The sequence below is a fragment of the Streptomyces sp. VTCC 41912 genome (assembly GCF_045799175.1).
GTDB lineage: Bacteria > Actinomycetota > Actinomycetes > Streptomycetales > Streptomycetaceae > Streptomyces > Streptomyces albulus_C.
This window is the reverse complement of the sequence record NZ_JBJMAB010000043.1, coordinates 44,855-60,909: the sequence shown is the minus strand read 5'-3', so window position 1 is coordinate 60,909 and position 16,055 is coordinate 44,855. Positions and strand designations below refer to the sequence as shown.

At 75.1% G+C, this 16,055-nt stretch carries 12 protein-coding genes; 4 read left to right on the top strand and 8 right to left on the bottom strand.

Annotation, left to right across the window (positions count from 1 at the left end; all coding sequences use genetic code 11):
* Positions 1–38: 38 nt before the first annotated feature.
* The 8 genes from ACJ6WD_RS35900 to ACJ6WD_RS35865 all read right to left on the bottom strand — a co-directional run bounded on the left by ACJ6WD_RS35900 (position 39) and on the right by ACJ6WD_RS35865 (position 9,821).
* Positions 39–287, bottom strand: a complete 249-nt coding sequence (locus ACJ6WD_RS35900) for an MbtH family NRPS accessory protein (RefSeq protein ID WP_233660694.1) — start codon at positions 285–287, stop codon at positions 39–41.
* On the bottom strand, positions 284–4,225 hold the full coding sequence (locus ACJ6WD_RS35895; RefSeq protein ID WP_407617337.1) for an amino acid adenylation domain-containing protein: 3,942 nt from the start codon (positions 4,223–4,225) through the stop codon (positions 284–286). Before ACJ6WD_RS35895 ends, ACJ6WD_RS35900 begins: the two co-directional genes overlap by 4 nt.
* Positions 4,222–4,452, bottom strand: coding sequence for a phosphopantetheine-binding protein (locus ACJ6WD_RS35890; RefSeq protein WP_233660695.1), 231 nt, complete (start codon positions 4,450–4,452; stop codon positions 4,222–4,224). The genes ACJ6WD_RS35895 and ACJ6WD_RS35890 overlap by 4 nt, the downstream gene beginning before the upstream one ends.
* Before the next feature lie 4 nt (positions 4,453–4,456).
* Positions 4,457–5,089, bottom strand: coding sequence for an isochorismatase family protein (locus tag ACJ6WD_RS35885; protein ID WP_407617336.1), 633 nt, complete (start codon positions 5,087–5,089; stop codon positions 4,457–4,459).
* A 14-nt stretch (positions 5,090–5,103) separates the two neighbouring features.
* Entirely contained in the window at positions 5,104–6,759 is a 1,656-nt protein-coding gene (locus ACJ6WD_RS35880; protein WP_233660697.1) for a (2,3-dihydroxybenzoyl)adenylate synthase, read from the bottom strand.
* Positions 6,756–7,970: an isochorismate synthase gene (locus tag ACJ6WD_RS35875; RefSeq protein ID WP_407617335.1), complete on the bottom strand. Its 1,215-nt coding sequence runs from the start codon at positions 7,968–7,970 to the stop codon at positions 6,756–6,758. The genes ACJ6WD_RS35880 and ACJ6WD_RS35875 overlap by 4 nt, the downstream gene beginning before the upstream one ends.
* A gap of 64 nt (positions 7,971–8,034) precedes the next feature.
* Positions 8,035–8,841, bottom strand: a complete 807-nt coding sequence (locus tag ACJ6WD_RS35870; protein ID WP_233660699.1) for a 2,3-dihydro-2,3-dihydroxybenzoate dehydrogenase — start codon at positions 8,839–8,841, stop codon at positions 8,035–8,037.
* Positions 8,838–9,821: an ABC transporter substrate-binding protein gene (locus ACJ6WD_RS35865; protein ID WP_376444720.1), complete on the bottom strand. Its 984-nt coding sequence runs from the start codon at positions 9,819–9,821 to the stop codon at positions 8,838–8,840. The genes ACJ6WD_RS35870 and ACJ6WD_RS35865 overlap by 4 nt, the downstream gene beginning before the upstream one ends.
* A 151-nt stretch (positions 9,822–9,972) precedes the next feature.
* Here ACJ6WD_RS35865 and ACJ6WD_RS35860 point away from each other — a divergent pair, with 151 nt between their 5' ends.
* From ACJ6WD_RS35860 to ACJ6WD_RS35845, 4 genes are all read left to right on the top strand, one after another.
* Positions 9,973–11,058 carry an iron ABC transporter permease gene (locus tag ACJ6WD_RS35860; RefSeq protein ID WP_233660701.1) on the top strand — a complete coding sequence of 362 codons (1,086 nt, stop codon included), beginning with the start codon at positions 9,973–9,975 and terminating at the stop codon, positions 11,056–11,058.
* Complete coding sequence (locus ACJ6WD_RS35855; RefSeq protein WP_376555475.1) at positions 11,055–12,122, top strand: FecCD family ABC transporter permease; 1,068 nt, start codon at positions 11,055–11,057, stop codon at positions 12,120–12,122. The genes ACJ6WD_RS35860 and ACJ6WD_RS35855 overlap by 4 nt, the downstream gene beginning before the upstream one ends.
* 5 nt (positions 12,123–12,127) lie before the next feature.
* On the top strand, positions 12,128–12,919 hold the full coding sequence (locus ACJ6WD_RS35850) for an ABC transporter ATP-binding protein (RefSeq protein ID WP_407617334.1): 792 nt from the start codon (positions 12,128–12,130) through the stop codon (positions 12,917–12,919).
* Between the two features lie 111 nt (positions 12,920–13,030).
* Entirely contained in the window at positions 13,031–16,051 is a 3,021-nt protein-coding gene (locus ACJ6WD_RS35845; protein ID WP_376555469.1) for a non-ribosomal peptide synthetase, read from the top strand.
* The last annotated feature ends 4 nt before the right edge of the window (positions 16,052–16,055 follow it).

Here is a 16,055-nt window from a genome sequence, read left to right as displayed (position 1 = left end):
CCCCCCCCGGCCGTCCGGCCGGTCGAGCGGCCGGACGCTCAGGAGGGAACCGGCCCGGACCGGACCCGGTCGAGGCAGGCGGCGTGCGGCGCCGGCCCGAACTCCCGGCGCCAGCCCGCCGGAACGGCCCGCCACAGGGGCCACAGCGAGCGCCGACCGGCCCCGTCCTCCAGCACCAGATGGGTGTCCGCGCCCGCGGGTCCCGGATCGAAGGGACCGCCCGGATCGGAGGGACCACCCGGATCGGAGGGACCACCCGGATCGGTGCGGCGTCCTGGTGCGGTCATGCGTCGAGCTCCTTCAGACGGGCCGTCAGGACGGCGGCGATCTCGTCCAGCCAGCGGTCCTGCATCAGTTGGGGGTGGGTGCACGGCAGGTCGGTGTTGGTGACCGTGCCGCTCACGTGCGGGCGCCAGGCCGTGCAGGTCAGCCAGTCCTCGGCGCGGGGTGCGGCGGCGGTGAAGAACAGCAGGTCGCCGCGGTAGGTGCGGTGCCGGTGCTCGCGCATCAGGCGGGCGTGGTGCGGCACCACGTCGACGATCCGCGTCAGGGCCCGCTCCGGCAGCCCGGCCAGCGGACTGCCCGCGGTGCGGAGGGTGGCCAGCACGTCCTGCCGGGTGCGCTCGTGAGTGCGGTCGTGGCCGGCCATCCGCAGCACCGCGGTCAGTGCGTCGCCCTCCTCCGGCGCGGGGCGCTCCCGCCACTGCTCCGCGGGGAACGCGTCCAGCAGCGCCAGCAGTTCGACCTCCTCGCCCGCCTCCTGCAGCAGGACCGCGGCGGCGTGCGCCAGGACGCCGCCCACCGACCAGCCCAGCAGGCGGTACGGACCGTGCGGCCGCACCGCGCGCAGCTGCCGGACGTACTCCGCGGCCTGCTCCTGAAGCGAGTCCGGCGTCGGCGCGTCGCCCGTCAGGCCCCGCACCTGGAGGCCGTAACAGGGCTGCTCCGGGTCGAGGCGGGCGGACAGGCCGGCGTAGCACCAGGACAGTCCGCCGGCGGGGTGGAAGGCGAACAGCGGCGGGCGGGTACCGCCCGTCCGCAGCGGCAGCAGCACCCCGAGGGCGTCGCCGGCCGCGGCCCCGGGTCCGGCCAGGCGGGCGGCGAGCGCGGCCGGGGTCGGTGCCTCGAAGAGCGTGCCGATGGTGAGGTCCGCGCCCAGCTCCGCCGTGATGCGGGCCACCAGTCGCACCGCCAGCAGCGAGGTGCCGCCCAGGTCGAAGAACGCGTCGTCCGGGCCGACCCGGGCCGCGCCGAGGACCTCGGTGAACAGCCGGGTGAGCGCGGCCTCGCGGGCCGAGGCGGGCGGCCGGCTGCCGGCGCCGGCGTAGACCGGGGCGGGCAGGTCCCGGCGCTCCAGCTTCCCGTTGGGGCTGAGCGGGAACGCGTCCAGGGCGACCACGGCGGACGGCACCAGGTGCTCGGGCAGCGTGCGGGACAGCGCGGCGCGCACCGAGGCGGGCTCCGCGTCCCCGGTCACGTAGCCGACCAGGTGCGCTCCGCCCGGGCCGTCGGTGCGCACCACGGCACAGGCGCCGTGGACGCCGTCGAGGGCCGCCAACGCCGCCTCGACCTCACCGAGTTCGATCCGCTGACCGCGCAGCTTGACCTGGTGGTCGGTGCGTCCGAGGTACTCCACGGCACCGTCCGCCGTCCAGCGCGCCAGGTCTCCGGTGCGGTACATCCGGCTGCCGGGCGGGCCGAAGGGGTCCGCGACGAAGCGGGTCGCCGTCAGCTCGGGGCGGTGCAGATAGCCGTCGGCGAGCTGCCGGCCGGCCAGGTACAGCTCGCCGGGGACGCCCGGCGGACACGGTTGGAGCGCCGCGTCCAGGACGTACAGGCGGGTGTTCCACACCGGCCGGCCGATGGGGACCGGTCCGCCCTCGGCGGGGTCGCAGGCGTGGTGGGTGACGTCGACGGCGGCCTCGGTGGGTCCGTAGAGGTTGTGCAGTTCGACGCCCGGCAGGGTCCGGGCGCATTCCTGGACGGCCTCTCGCGCCAGCGCCTCGCCGCTGCAGAACACCCGGCGCAGCCCGGCGCAGTCGGCCGCCTCGGTGGCGGCGAGGAAGACCTGGAGCATCGACGGCACGAAGTGGCAGGTGGTGACGGCCTGTTCGCGGATCACCCGGGCCAGGTGGGCGGGGTCCTTGTGGCCGCCGGGGTCGGCGAGGACCAGGGCGGCGCCCTCGCGCAGCGGCCAGAAGAACTCCCACACCGACACGTCGAACGACGAGGGGGTCTTCTGGAGCACCCGGTCCGCGGCGTTCAGCGGGTAGGTGTGTTGCATCCAGCGGAGCCGGTTGTCGATCGCCCCGTGCGGAACGACGACGCCCTTGGGGCGGCCGGTGGAGCCGGAGGTGTAGATGACGTACGCGGGGTGCGCCGGGGTGAGCGGACGCCCCGGATTGATCGTCAGGTAGCCGGTCAGGTCCAGTCCGTCCAGGACGACGCCCGGCACGCCGGGGCGCTCGGGGAGCCGGTCCGGGCGGTCGGTGACGGCGCACACGGGCGCGGCGTCGTCGAGCATGTAGCCGAGCCGCTCGGCCGGGTAGTCGGGGTCGAGCGGCAGGTAGGCGGCGCCGCTCTTCAGGACGGCCAGCAGGGCGACGACCAGGTCCAGCGAGCGCGGCACGGAGACCGCGACCACCGCGCCGGGGCGGGCGCCGAGCGACTGGAGGTGCCGGGCGAGCCGGTTGGCGCGGGCGCTGAGTTGGGCGTAGGTGAGCGTGCGGGTGCCGTGCACCACGGCGGTGGCGTCGGGGGTGCGGGCGGCGCGCGCCTCGATGGGGCCGATCAGCGTCGTCGGGGGCAGCGGCCGGTCGGTCCGGTTGAACTCCTCGGTGACCAGGGCGTGTTCGGCCGGGGTGGCGATGCCGTGGTCGGCGAGCGGGGCGTCCGGGTCGTGGTCGGCGAGGCGGTGCAGCAGGTGCAGGAAGCGGTCCTGGTGGGCGGCGAGGTCGGCGTCGGTGTAGAGCGCCGGGTTGCCGTCGTGGTCGATGCGCAGCCCGCGGCCGTCGGCGCGGTCGTAGACGTTGACCGTGAGGTCGTCGACCGGTCCGGCCGACAGGTTGCGGGTCCTGGCCGGGGCGCCGGCGAAGTCCACGTCGTAGTCGAACGGCATGACGTTGACGAGCGGTCCGACCAGTGCCTTGGTCGGACCGAGCAGGCCCAGGTCGCGGCGGATGTCCTCGTAGCGGTAGCGCTGGTGGCGGCGGATCCCGCGGATGCCGAGCACCACCTGGCGGACCAGCTGCGCGAACGTCGCCCCGGGCGGGACGGTCAGGCGCAGCGGCAGCACGTTCATCACCATCGCGGGCACCCGCAGCGCGGCCGACCCCATGCGCCCCATCATCGGCAGGCCCAGCACGACCTCGCCGCCGGCGGTGGCCCGGGCGGTGTAGAGGGCCTGCGCGGCGATCAGGACGTCCGGCCAGGTGGCGCGCAGCCGGTCGGACAGCTCGCGCAGGCGGGCGACGGTCTCGGGGGCGAGGTGGCCGGTGCGGCGGCGGAACGTGCGGCCCGGCAGCGCGCTCCGGCCGGCGAGCCGCGGCGCGGCCGGGCGGTCGGCGAACGCCGTCGACCAGTGGTCGCGGTCGGCGGCGAAGTCCGCCGAGGCGCGGTACGCGGCGTCCTCGGCGACCAGGTCGGCCAGCGGTCCGAAGGGGCGCGGTCCCGGCTCGGCGCCCCGGGCCAGCGCGGAGTAGACCTCCGCGGCCCGACGGACCAGCAGGGAGTGCCCGAAACCGTCCATGACCAGGTGGTGGACGCACTGGTACCACAGCCAGCGCGCGGGGCCGATCCGCAGCAGGGCGTGCCGGAACGGCGGCCCGGCGGCCAGGTCGAAGGGCACGTCGAGGTCGTCGCGCAGCCATCGCTCGGCGGCCGCGACGGGGTCCGGTGCGCGGCTCAGGTCGCGGACGGTCAGGGGCGGGGCGGGATCGTCGCAGACGTACTGGCGCGGGCCGTCGGGGGTGTCCGCGACGCGCACCCGCAGGGCGTCGGCCTCGAAGACGACCTGCCGCAGGGCGCGGGCGAACAGCTCGGGGTCGAGCGGCCCGTCGATCTCCAGGCATTCCGCGGTGTTCTGCGCCGGGCTGAGCGGGTCGAGGGCCTGTGCGTACCACATCCCGCACTGCGCCGCGGTCAACGGCAGTGCGCTCGCGCCCGCGCTGACGGGCGGGCCGGGGGGTGCGGCCGGGGTCGGGTCGCCGGTGCGGAGTGCGGTCACGTCCGGGCCCCCAGCAGCGGCGCCCAGTCGGCGATCGTCGGGCGTTCGGCGAGCTCGACGAAGCCGGCGCCGGTCCCGTGTGCGCGGCGCCAGCGCTCCACCAGCGTCATGATGCGGATCGAGTCCAACCCGTAGTCCAGCAGGTTCTCGTCGAGCGGGAGGTCGGCCGGGTCCTCGCCGAGGACGTCGGCGACGTCGGTGCGGATCTGTGCCACGGTCAGTGCCATCGGTTCATGCCTCCGTGAAGACGGTGTCGGTGGTGGTGACGACCGCGCAGCGGCCGGCTGCCCAGCGCAGGGCCAGGTCGTGGTCGTCGCGGGAGAAGTCGGCGACGGCGTCGGCGACCACGAACGCCTGGACGTCCCGCATCCACGCGTCGCAGGCGGTCATCAGCACGCCGATGTGGGCGTACACCCCGACGATCACGAGTTGGTCGCGTCCCGACTCGCTTAGCAGCCGGTCGAGTTCGGTGCGGACGAAGGCGCTGTACTTCCACTTGGTCAGCACGGTGTCCCCGGGTTCGGGGGCCACCTCCGGGGGCATGGCCAGCGCCGCCGGGTCGTCCGCGACGCCCGGCCCCCAGAAGTCGAGTTGGAGGCCGCGCTCCTCGGGTGTCTGGCCGCCCCGCTGGGCGGAGTACACCACGGGCACGCCGAGTCGGCGGCACTGGCGCAGCAGGCGCGCGCTGTTGGCGAGCAGGCCGGTCACCGGCTGCCGGCCGGCGGCGAACGCGCCCAGGAAGTGCTGTTGGAGGTCGTGCACGAGCAGCACGGCGCGCGCGGGGTCCACGGTCCACGCCACGCGGTTGGCGGGCAGTTCGTCCGGGGTGGGCAGGGGGTAGGGGGCGATGGCGGGAAGTGCCATGGGGGGTGGGCCTTTCAGTGCTGCTCGGCGGTGGCCGCGGTGCTCCGCAACCCCTGCTTGCTGACCTTGCCGATGCCGGTCTGCGGGAAGGCGTCGACGAACGCGACGCGGTCGGGGACCTTGTAGGCGGCGACGCCGCGCTCGCGGACGTAGCGCTTGAGGTCGGCCGGTCGGAGCGGTGCGGCGTCGGCCCGCAGGATGACGTAGGCCAGGGTGCGTTCGCCGAGGAAGGGGTCGGCGACGGCGATGACGGAGACGTCGTGCACGGCCGGGTGGCCCAGCACGATGTTCTCGACCTCCTCGGGCGCGATCTTCTCGCCGCCCCGGTTGATCTGGTCCTTGGCCCGCCCCTCGACGACGAGGTGTCCGGTGGGGGTGCGGCGCACGATGTCCCCGGTGCGGTAGAAGCCGTCGTCGGTGAAGGCCGTGGCGTTGTGCTCCGGGGCGCGCCAGTAGCCGCGGATGGTGTAGGGACCGCGGGTGAGCAGGTGCCCGAAGGCGCCTTCGGGGACGTCGCGGTCGGCGTCGTCGACGATGCGGACCTCGTCGTCGGGGGAGATCGGTCGGCCCTGCGTGGTGACGACGGTCTCCGGGTCGTCGTCCAGGCGGGTGTAGTTGACCAGGCCCTCGGCCATGCCGAAGACCTGCTGGAGGCGGCAGCCCAGGGCGGGGGCGAGCCGGCGGGCCGCCTCGGTGCTGAACTTGGCGCCGCCGACGAGCACCACGTCCAGGCTCGACAGGTCGTGCGGGTGCTCGGTCGCGGCCTGCGTCCAGACCAGTGCGAGGGGCGGCACCAGGCCGGTCATGGTGATCCGCTCCCGTTCGATCAGCGGGAACGCGGTCTGCGGCGCGGGCTCGGGGCACAGCACGGCGGAGCCGCCGGCGTACAGCGCGCCGAGCCAACCCGGTGAACTCATCGGGAAGTTGTGGGCGGCGGGCAGCACGACCAGGAAGCGGGTGTCCTCGTCGACGCCGCAGATCTCGTTGGATCCGCGCAGGGAGTAGAGGTAGTCGTCGTGGGTGCGCGGGATGAGTTTGGGCACGCCGGTGGTGCCGCCGGACAGCTGGAGGAAGGCGATCTCGTGCGGTTCCGGGCCGGTGAGCGGGGCGGTGGGGTCGCACGGGACGTCGCTCAGCGCGGTGTGCTCGCCCGGGTCGCCGACCACGAAGACGTGGCGCAGGCTCGGGGTGCGGGCCCGGACCTTCGAGGCGAGGACGCGGTGGTCGAAGCCGGCGTGCACGTCGGGCACGACGTACGCGGTGGCCTCGGTGAACGAGCAGAAGTAGCCGATCTCCGTGTCGCGGTGCGCGGGGAGGGCGTAGACCGGCAGCGCCCCGATCCGGAAGAGGGCGAAGACCACTTCGACGAACTCGCCGACGTTGGGCAGTTGCAGCACGACCCGGTCGCCCTTGCCGATGCCGCGGGCCAGGAAGCCGGCCGCGAGCCGGTCGGCGCGCTCGTCGAGTTCGCGGTAGGTCCAGGTGCGGCGGGTGGGCGCGGGATCGACCAGGGCCGTGCGGTCCGGGTGGGCGGCGGCGCGGTCGCGCAGCATCCCGCCGAAGGTCTCCCCGCGCCAGTGGCCGGCCGCGCGGTAGCGCTGGGCGAACCGCAGCGGCCAGGTGGGGGCGTGGAGTCCGGGGGTGGTGGCGGGGAAGCGGGGGGCGGTCATCGGGCGGCTCCCACGGCGGTGAGGAAGGTGCGGAACTTGGCGGCGGTCTCGGCGGTCTCGGCCTCCGGTGTGGAGTCGGCCACGACCCCGGCGCCGGCGAACAGCCGCAGCGTCCGGCCGTGGGCCTCGGCGCAGCGGATCGTCACCACCCACTCGCCGTCGCCGTCCGCGTCCTGCCAGCCGACCATGCCGGTGTAGGGGCCGCGCGCGAACGGTTCGGACGCGGCGATGACCTGCCGGGCGGTCGCGGTCGGGGTGCCGCACACCGCGGGGGTGGGGTGCAGCGCGGACGCCAGTTCCAGGGCGGTGGCGGTCGGGTCGGCGAGGGTGCCGGTGACGGTCGTCGAGAGGTGCCACATGGTGGCGGTGCGCACCAGCGTCGGGCGGTCGGGCACGTCCAGGTGGGCGCAGAAGGGGGCCAGTGCCGACCGCACCGCGTCGACGACGACGGCGTGTTCGTGCAGGTCCTTGGCGGAGTCGAGGAGCGCCGCGGCCCGCCGGACGTCCTCGGCCAGGTCGGCGCTGCGCGGCGCGGAGCCGGCGAGCGGATTGGCGACCAGGTGCCCGGCGGAGCGGGAGACCAGCAGTTCGGGGCTGGCGCCGAGGAGGGTGCGGCCGGGGCCGCTGGGCACCGCGAAGGTGTAGCCGGCGGGGTCGCGGCGGGCCAGGCGGTTCAGCATGGCGGGGAGGTCCGGTTCGCGGGCGCCGGTCAGTTCCAGGGTGCGGGCCAGGACCACCTTGTCCAGTTCGCCGTTGCGCAGGCGGGCCACCGCGGCGGCGACGGCCGCGCCGAAGGCCCCGGCCGACGGGACCTCCGCCAGCTGCCAGGCCAGGTCCTCGGCGGGCGGTGCGGGCAGGGCGGTCAGCGGGTCCTCCCGCAGGGGCGGCGCCCACTGCACGGTCTCGGGGACGGCCAGGGCTGCGGGCGCGTCCGGCGCGAAGGGCACCGAGCCGACGACGATCGGCGCCGGGTCACCGGTGCGTCTGCGTGCGGAGAGCAGCTCGCCGACCCGCCGGGCCAACGGTCTGTCGTCGTGCGGGACTTCCTCGGCCGTGCCGCGGGCCAGCAGGGTGCGGTGCGGGGTGGCGAGGAAGCGGTCCGGGCCGCCGCGGTAGTCGTCGAGGAGTGCGGTGGCCGCGCCCGGGACCGGCAGCGGGTGGACGTCGGGTGCGGCGAGGGGGGCGGCTGGTTCGAAGAGCGTGGTGGACATGGCGGTCTCCAGGGAGGTGTGCAGCGGGTGGGGTGCGGGGGTGCCTCGGTGCGGGGGTGGTGGGTCAGGCGCGCAGCGTCGCGCCGCCGTCGACGTAGAGGTCGTGCAGGGTGATGTGCCGGGCGCGGTCGGAGGCGAGGAAGAGGACCGCCTCGGCGACGTCGTCCGGGGCGGCGATCCGGCCGAGCGGGATGCCGGTACGGTGCGCCGCGAGGTCGCCCTCGATGACCCGGCGGGCGGCGGCGTCGCGGTCCGTGCTGCCGGCTTCGGCCCACAGGGCGCGTTGCATGTCGGTGTCGGTCGAGCCGGGCGAGACGGTGTTGCAGCGCACGCCCCGCGCGGCCACTTCCAGGCCCAGGCACTTGGTGAACATCACGGCGGCGGCCTTCGACGCGGCGTAGGCCGCCATGCCCGTGCGGGGGATGCCCGCGGCGTTGGAGGCGACGGTGACGATGCTGCCGGTGCCGCGTTCGACCATGCGTCGGGCGGCGGCGCGCGAGACGTGCAGCACCCCGTTGGTGTTGACCGCGAAGGTGGCCGCCCAGTCCTCGTCCCGCAGTGCGGTCACCGGTGAACTGCGCAGGATCCCGGCGACGTTGACGGCGACGTCCAGGGGCCCGACGGTCCGCTCGACGTCCGCGACGAGCGCCTCGACGGCCTCCGGGTCGGTGACGTCGAGGGGGCGGACGGTGAGGCGGTCGGGGTGATCGGGGTGGTCCGCGGCGAGCCGGTCCAGGCCCTGGGCGTCCCGGTCGGTGGCGACGACGTGGGCACCGCGGGCGACGAGCGCCCGGGTGACCGCCGCGCCGATGCCCCGGGCGGCGCCCGTCACCAGCGCGAGGCGTCCGCGGAATTCGGTGTCGGGGCTCACTTGACCATGGCCTTCCGGATGTCGCCGAGCACCGAGACGGCCGCCTGGGCGCCGCCCTGGCTCGTCCACTTGGAGCCGTCGACGGTGGTCGCGTGGTGGCCGCGGACCGCCTTCAGCTGCCGGTAGGCCGGCTTCGCCGCGAGCTTGTCCAACAGGCCGGCGTCGGGGCCGCCGGTGGCGAGAGTGCCGATGAACAGCCAGTCGCCGTCGATCTCGTGGAGGTTCTCGTCGCTGATCGGGGTCGAGTGCCCCTCGCCCTTCTGGTTCTGGACGCCGGGCCGGGTGAAGCCGAGGTCCTTCAGCACGTCGCTGATGAAGACGCCCTGCTGCATCACGGCGGTGCCCTTCGCCGAGTAGCGGGCCACGGACACCTCCGCCCCGGCGGTCGGCCCGAGGTCCTTCGTGAGCGCGGACACCTCGGCGCGGTAGTCGGCGAGGAACTTCTCGGCCTCGTTGCGCTTGCCGAGGACCTGCCCGGTGAGTGCGAGGGACTGCTTCCAGTCCTTGCCCTTGCCGAGGGTGAGGACGGTGGGGGCGATCTTCCGCAGTTGGTCCAGCACTTGGGAGTCGGTGGTCTGTCCAGCGAGGATGACGTCGGGTCTGGTGCGGACCACCTTCTCGATGTCCGGGCCGGTCACCGCGCCCACGACGGGTATGCCCCGGGCTCGTTCGGCGAGGTAGCCGGGGGCTCCGTGCTGGCCGCGGCCGGCGGTCAGGCCGACCGGCTTGACGCCGAGGGTCAGTGCCGAGTCGAGGTCCATCTCGCTGAGCACCACCACACGTCGGGGGGCGGTGGGCACCTCGACCCGGGCACCGGTCGCGTCGGTGATCCGGTGGGTGCCGCCGGGGGCCGCCGCGTCGCTGGCGCCCGGGGCGTCGGTGCCGCCGCAGGCGGCCAGGGCGGGGGCGCAGGCCGCGAGGAGGCCGGCCGCGAGCGCCCGGCGGGCGCGGCGGGCGGGTCGGGGGGTGGGGGACAACATGGCCTGGGATCTCCGTGGTTCGAGGAGGAATGAGTCCGGGAGGGTGCCGACTCCGCCGCACTGGCGGGTGAGAAGTGGGGGCGAAAGGGGTCGTTCTTCGCCCGGGGTCGTCAACCCACGCGGAGAGTCGAACTTAGGTTAGGCTAACCATATGTCAATCACGCAAGGGGACGAACCGGAAGCGGACGGTTCCGCTCACCAGGCGCCGCCCGCCCCCCGAAACCGCCCCGTGCGCCGGGCGGCGCTCGCACTGCTCGTCCTCCTGCTGGGCCTGGCGGTGGCCTCCCTCCTCATCGGCACCGGATCGAGTTCGCCCGCCCGCGCCTGGGAGTTCCTGGTCGGCGCCCCCGATGCCCGCGCCGACCCCCAACTGCGGCTCGCCGTCGTGGACGTCCGCCTCCCGCGCACCCTGGCCGCCGTGCTGGTCGGCGTCTGCCTGGGCACCTCGGGCTGCCTCCTCCAGGCCGCGACCCGCAATCCACTGGCCGAGACCGGCCTGCTGGGCGTCAACTCCGGTGCCGCGTTCGCCGTGGTCCTCGCCCTGACCTTCTTCGGCGCCGACTCCCCCACCGCCCTCCTGCTGTGGGCGCTGCTCGGCGGGATGGCGGCGAGCGCGGTGGTGCTGCTGCTCGCCGGCTCCGGGCGGGCCGCCGGTTCCCCGCTGCGCCTGGTGCTGGCCGGCTCCGCGCTCGGCGCCACGTTCCACGGCCTCACCGCGTACGTCCTGCTCGGCACCCAATCGACCTTCGACACCTACCGGTACTGGACCATCGGCTCCCTCGCCGGCGTCGAGACCGGCACGCTGCTCCGGCTCCTCCCGCTGGTCGCCCTCGGCCTGCTCACCGCCTTCGGCTGCGCCCGTCCACTGTCCGCCCTCGGCCTGGGCGACGACGCCGCCCGCTCGCTCGGCCACCACCCCGCGGCGATCCGGCTCGTGGTGGCCGGCGCCGTCGCCCTGCTGGCCGGCTGCGCGGTGGCGGTCGCCGGGCCGATCGCCTTCCTCGGACTGCTCGCGCCGTACGCCGCCCGGGCGCTCGCCGGGGCCCGCACGACCGCCCAACTCGCCCTGTCCGGACTGATCGCCGCGGACGTCATGATCGTCGCCGACGTCCTCGCCCGGATCGTCATCCGCCCGTGGGAGACCCCGGTCAGCGTGCTGCTCGCCTTCGTGGGCGGCCCCCTCCTGGTGTGGATCGCCCGCTCGTCCCGCCTGTCCACCGCTGGAGCCTCGGCATGACGCCACCGCGCACCGCCCCGGCGCTCACCCCGCCCGACAGCACCGTGCTGCGCGCCGGCACCCTCTCCTGGCTCTTCCCCCGCCGCAGCGCGCTGGCCGTCGCTCTCCTGGCACCGCTGGCGCTGCTGCTCATCACCGTGGCCGTGGCGGCGAGTTCGACCGGCATGAGCCCGTCGCAGACCGTGTCCGGCCTGCTGGGCACCGGCGACCCGGGCACCGTGCTGATCGTGCGCGACTTCCGGCTGCCGCGCGTCCTGGTCGGCCTCATGGTCGGCGCCGCCCTCGGCATCGCCGGCTGCCTCACCCAGACCCTGGCCGACAACCGGCTCGCCACGCCGGACCTCGTCGGCGTCAACGACGGCGCCACCGCGGCCGTCGTCGCCGCGGCGGCCGGCTCCACCACCGGTCTGGTCGGCCACTGGTGGCTCGGGCCGCTGGGCGCGATCGCCGCCGCGGCCCTGGTGGTGCTGTGCGCGGGCGGCGCCGGCAGCCGCGGCTACCGGGTGCTGGTGGTCGGCATCGGCGTGTCCACGTTCCTCGGCGCGGTGGGCGACCTGGTGATGTCCCGTCAGAACGACAACACCGCCGGCGGGGTCTTCCTGTGGGCCGTCGGCAGCCTCAACGGCCGCGACGCCACCGCCGGCACCCCGCTCCTGGTGGCCCTGGTGTTCCTGGTGCCGCTGTGCCTGGCCGCCGGCCACCGGCTGCAACTCCTGCGCTTCGACGACGACCTGGCCGCCGGCCTCGGCGTGGACCTGCGCCGCCTGCGGGCCGCCGCGCTCGCACTCGCCGTGGCCCTGGCCGGCGTCGCGGTCGGCGTCGGCGGCCCGATCTCCTTCGTCGCGCTCGCCGCCCCGATCCTGGCGCAGCGGCTGAGCGGCCCCACCCGCGTCCCGGTCCTCGGCTCCGCCCTGGCCGGCGCCTGCCTGACCACCGCGGCCGATGCGTTGGCCCGGGTGGCCGCCCCCGTCGAACTCCCCGTCGGGGTCGTCACCAGCGTCCTCGGCGGCCCCTTCCTCCTCTGGGTCCTCTTCCGCCCGGACCGCAACACCGGAAAGGTCTGACCACCATGACCGCAACCGCCGGGCTCGCCCTCGACGGCCTCACCGTCGGCTATCCGCACCGCCGCGTGGTCCACGACGCCTCGTTCGCCGTTCCCCGAGGGAGCGTCACCGCGATCGTGGGCCCCAACGGCTGTGGGAAGTCGACCCTGTTGCGGGCCGTCGCCCGCCTCCACCGACCGGACTTCGGGACGGTGCGGGCCGACGGGCACGACCTGTGGCAGCTGACCCGGCGTCAGGCCGCCCGGCACGTCGCCCTGCTCCCGCAGGCACCGCGCGCCCCGGAGGCGGTGACCGTCGCGGGCCTCGTCCGCTACGGCCGCCATCCCCACCAGGGACTGCTGCGCCAATGGTCACGCGAGGACGAGCGCGCGGTGCACGAGGCGCTGGAGGCCACCGGCACCCGGGCGCTGGCCGCCGAACGCCTGGACCGGCTCTCCGGCGGCCAGCGCCAACGCTGCTGGCTCGCCATGGTCCTGGCCCAACAGACCCCGGTGGTCCTGCTCGACGAACCCACCAGCGCCCTCGACCTGGGCCACGTCATCGACGTGCTCTCGCTCGTCCGCACGGTGGCGGCGGCCGGCCGGACGGTCGTCATGGTCCTGCACGACCTGGCCTCGGCCGCCCGCTACGCCGACACCGTGATCGCCATGAAGGACGGCCGCGTCATCGCGCAGGGCGCCCCCCGCGACATTGTCGACGGCCTGCTGGTCAAGGAGCTCTACGCCGTGCACGCCGACATCCTCACCGCCCCCGGCGACGCCGCCCCCATCGTGGTGCCGCGGGTGCCCGGGGCCTGAGGACCACCCGCCGGAGCGCGTCGACCGCGGTGCCGAGAACCGCGATCCGCGATCGAGGTGCATCGAACCCTCTACGGAATTGCATAGTGTCGGGTGCAGTTCGATGCGGGGATGAAGCCAGAACCAGCCACCATGGCGGACACTCACCGCTTCGCCAGGACCGTGGTCCCCTTCGAGCACTGGTACTTGGGGTTCCCCGCCGCACTGTCGCCGGTGCTCAACCTCGTCGTCGAGGGCGCCGGCCGGATCGACGCCGCAGAACTCCGCCGGGCGGTCGCCACGGCCGCGGAGTCCTGTCCCGGCGCCCGGTTGGCCCGGCGGGGCAACCGCTGGTCCGACAGCCGCCGGCCACCACCGGTCCATTGCGCGACCGGCACCGTGCTGGACCGCACCACCCTCAACGACGTCCCGGAGCTGCGGCGGCCCCTGCCGGTGCACGGCGCGTACTGCGAGGTCGTACTGTGCGACGGGGAGTTCCCGGCCGTCGTCTTCCGCGCCTCGCACGCGGTGATGGACGCCCGCGGGCTGCGCCTGTGGGCGCTGGACGTCTTCCGGGCGCTGCGCGGTGAGGAACCGGAGGGCGCGCAGTCGGTGACGACCGTGGCCGAACTGGACGACCCGCTGATCGCCCAGGCGGACGCCAAGAACCAGGACTTCGTCCTCCCGTCGCTGCTGGGCGTGCCGGCGGACGCGCGGTTCGGCGGCCACCGCTGGTGGCGGCGCTCGCTCGACGGCACCTTCCCCGCGGTGGCCGCCCGGCTGGCCACCGAACTGGCGCGGCTGTCGGGGCAGGAGACGGTGCCGGTGAGCATCCCGGTGGACCTGCGGCCGTACCACCCGGGGGTGCGCTCCACCTCCAACTTCGCGGTCACCGTCTCGCTCCAGGTCACCCCGGCGGACGGGTGGCAGGCCACCCAGCAGCAGCTGCTGACGGTGCTGTCCGAACGCCGGGGCACCGTGCGCGCCCCGGGGCCCGAGGTGCTGAAGGTGCCGCTCGGGCTGCTGCGCATGCTCGTGCGCGGGGTGGACCGCAAGGCGCGCCGGACGGACCGTTTCTCCTCGCTGGCCGGCGTGAACAGCCTCGGCAAGACGTCCGCCGACGCGTTCGCCACCGACACCTTCGAGCCGGTCGCGAGCTACCTGCTCGCCCCGCGCGAGCCGGCGAGCCCGTTGGGCCTGAACGTCGTGGAGTCCGACGGCCGCACCGAACTGACCCTGTCCTGGTGGCCCGGCGAGGAGACCGAGGCCGGAGCGGAACGGCTGCTCGACGCGCTCTGCGAGTCCCTGTCGCCGGCCGCCCACCGGGAGCGGGCCACGCTGCTGCCGCCGGCCCCGGCCGACGGGGCTGCCGCGCCCGGGGACCGGACGGTGGTCGACCTGTTCCGCGAACAGGTGCGCTCGCGGCCCGACGCGGTGGCGATCAGCGGCCCCGAAGGCGAGGTGACCTACGCCGAACTCGACCGCCGGGCGCGGGTGGTCGCCGCGGAGCTGCGGGCCCGCGGCATCGGCCGGGACACCGTCGTCGGGTTGTGCACGGACCGGACGGTGGCCGCGGTCACCGGGGCCTGGGGGGCGCTGCTGGCCGGCGCGGCCTACCTGCCGATGGACACCAAGCACCCGGACGGGCGGATCCGCGACCTGCTCCAGGACGCCCGGGCACCGCTGTGCCTGACCCAACACCCGCACGACGGACGGGACTTCCTGCCCGAGGGCTGCGAACCGCTGGTGCTGGACGAGCTGTCGTACGCGGCCGACCCGGCCGAGCCGCCGACGCCGCCCGCGCCGTCGGACCTGGCGTACGTGGTGTACACCTCCGGCTCGACCGGCCGGCCCAAGGGCGTCGACATCGAGCACCGCAGCCTGACCAACTACGCCGACTGGGCGCTGCGGGAACACGGCATCGGCCCGGACACCCGGCTCCCCCTGCTGTGTTCGCTCTCCTTCGACGTCGCGCAGATCTCCCTCGTGCTGCCGTTCCTGGTCGGCGGCACGCTGCTGCTCATGCGCGACGAGCTCGACCACCTGTCGTTGCAGGAGGTGTTGGAGGCCGGGGCGACCGCGCTCGCGCTGACACCGTCGCACCTCGACCTGATCACCCGGTTGGGGCTGCGGCCCGGTGCGGTCGGCACGCTGATGGTGATCGGGGAGCAGTTCACCCGGGCCCTCGCCCTGCGGGCCCGGGAGGTGTTCGGCCCCGCCTGCCGCATCATCAACCTCTACGGGCCGGCCGAGGCCACCATCGGGGTCAGCGACCACGTCTTCGACCCCGAACAGGACACCGGTGCGAACGTGCCCATCGGGCTGCCGCGGGACGGCGTCTCGCTGTTCCTGCTCGACGCGGAGCGCCGGTTCGTCGCCCCGGGCGAGACCGGTGAGCTCTACATCGGCGGCGTGCAGCTCGCCCGCGGCTACCGGGGCCGGCCGGACCTGACCCGGCAGCGGTTCGTGCGGCTGGCCGACGGCACCCGCGCCTACCGGACCGGGGACCTGGCGCGCCGGCTGCCGTCGGGCGAGGTGGAGTGCTGCGGGCGCGTCGACGACCAGGTCAAGGTGCGGGGGCACCGCATCGAACCGTCGGAGATCGCGTTCACGCTGGAGTCGCATCCGGCGGTCGCGGCGGCGGTCGTCGTGCCGCGGACGCCGCCCGGCCGGACCGACCGGGCGCTGTGCGGCTACGTCGTGCTGCGGCCCGACGTCCCCCCGGTCGAGGTGGCGGAGCTCACGGCGCACCTCCTCGAACGCCTGCCGTCGTACATGGTGCCCGCCGCCATGCTGGTGGTCGCGGAGATCCCGCGCACCGTGAACGGGAAGGTCGCCGCGTCGGCGCTGCCCGATCCGTTCGCCGACGCGCAGGCGCCCGCCGACGCGACGCCGTTGGACGACACCGAGGCGGCCGTCGCGAAGATCTGGGCGCGGGTGCTGGGCACCGACCCGGACGGGATGGGGTCGGGGACCGACTTCCACCAACTGGGCGGCGATTCGCTGGCGATGATCGCCATGGTCGCGGAGGTGGCGAGCGCGCTCGTCGGCGCCGCGGGGGCCGAGGCGTTCACCCGCCGGGCGCCCGAATTCCTCGCGGAGCCGACGCTGGCCCGGGTGGCCCGGCTCGCCGACGCGGTCCGCTCGGCGTGACGGG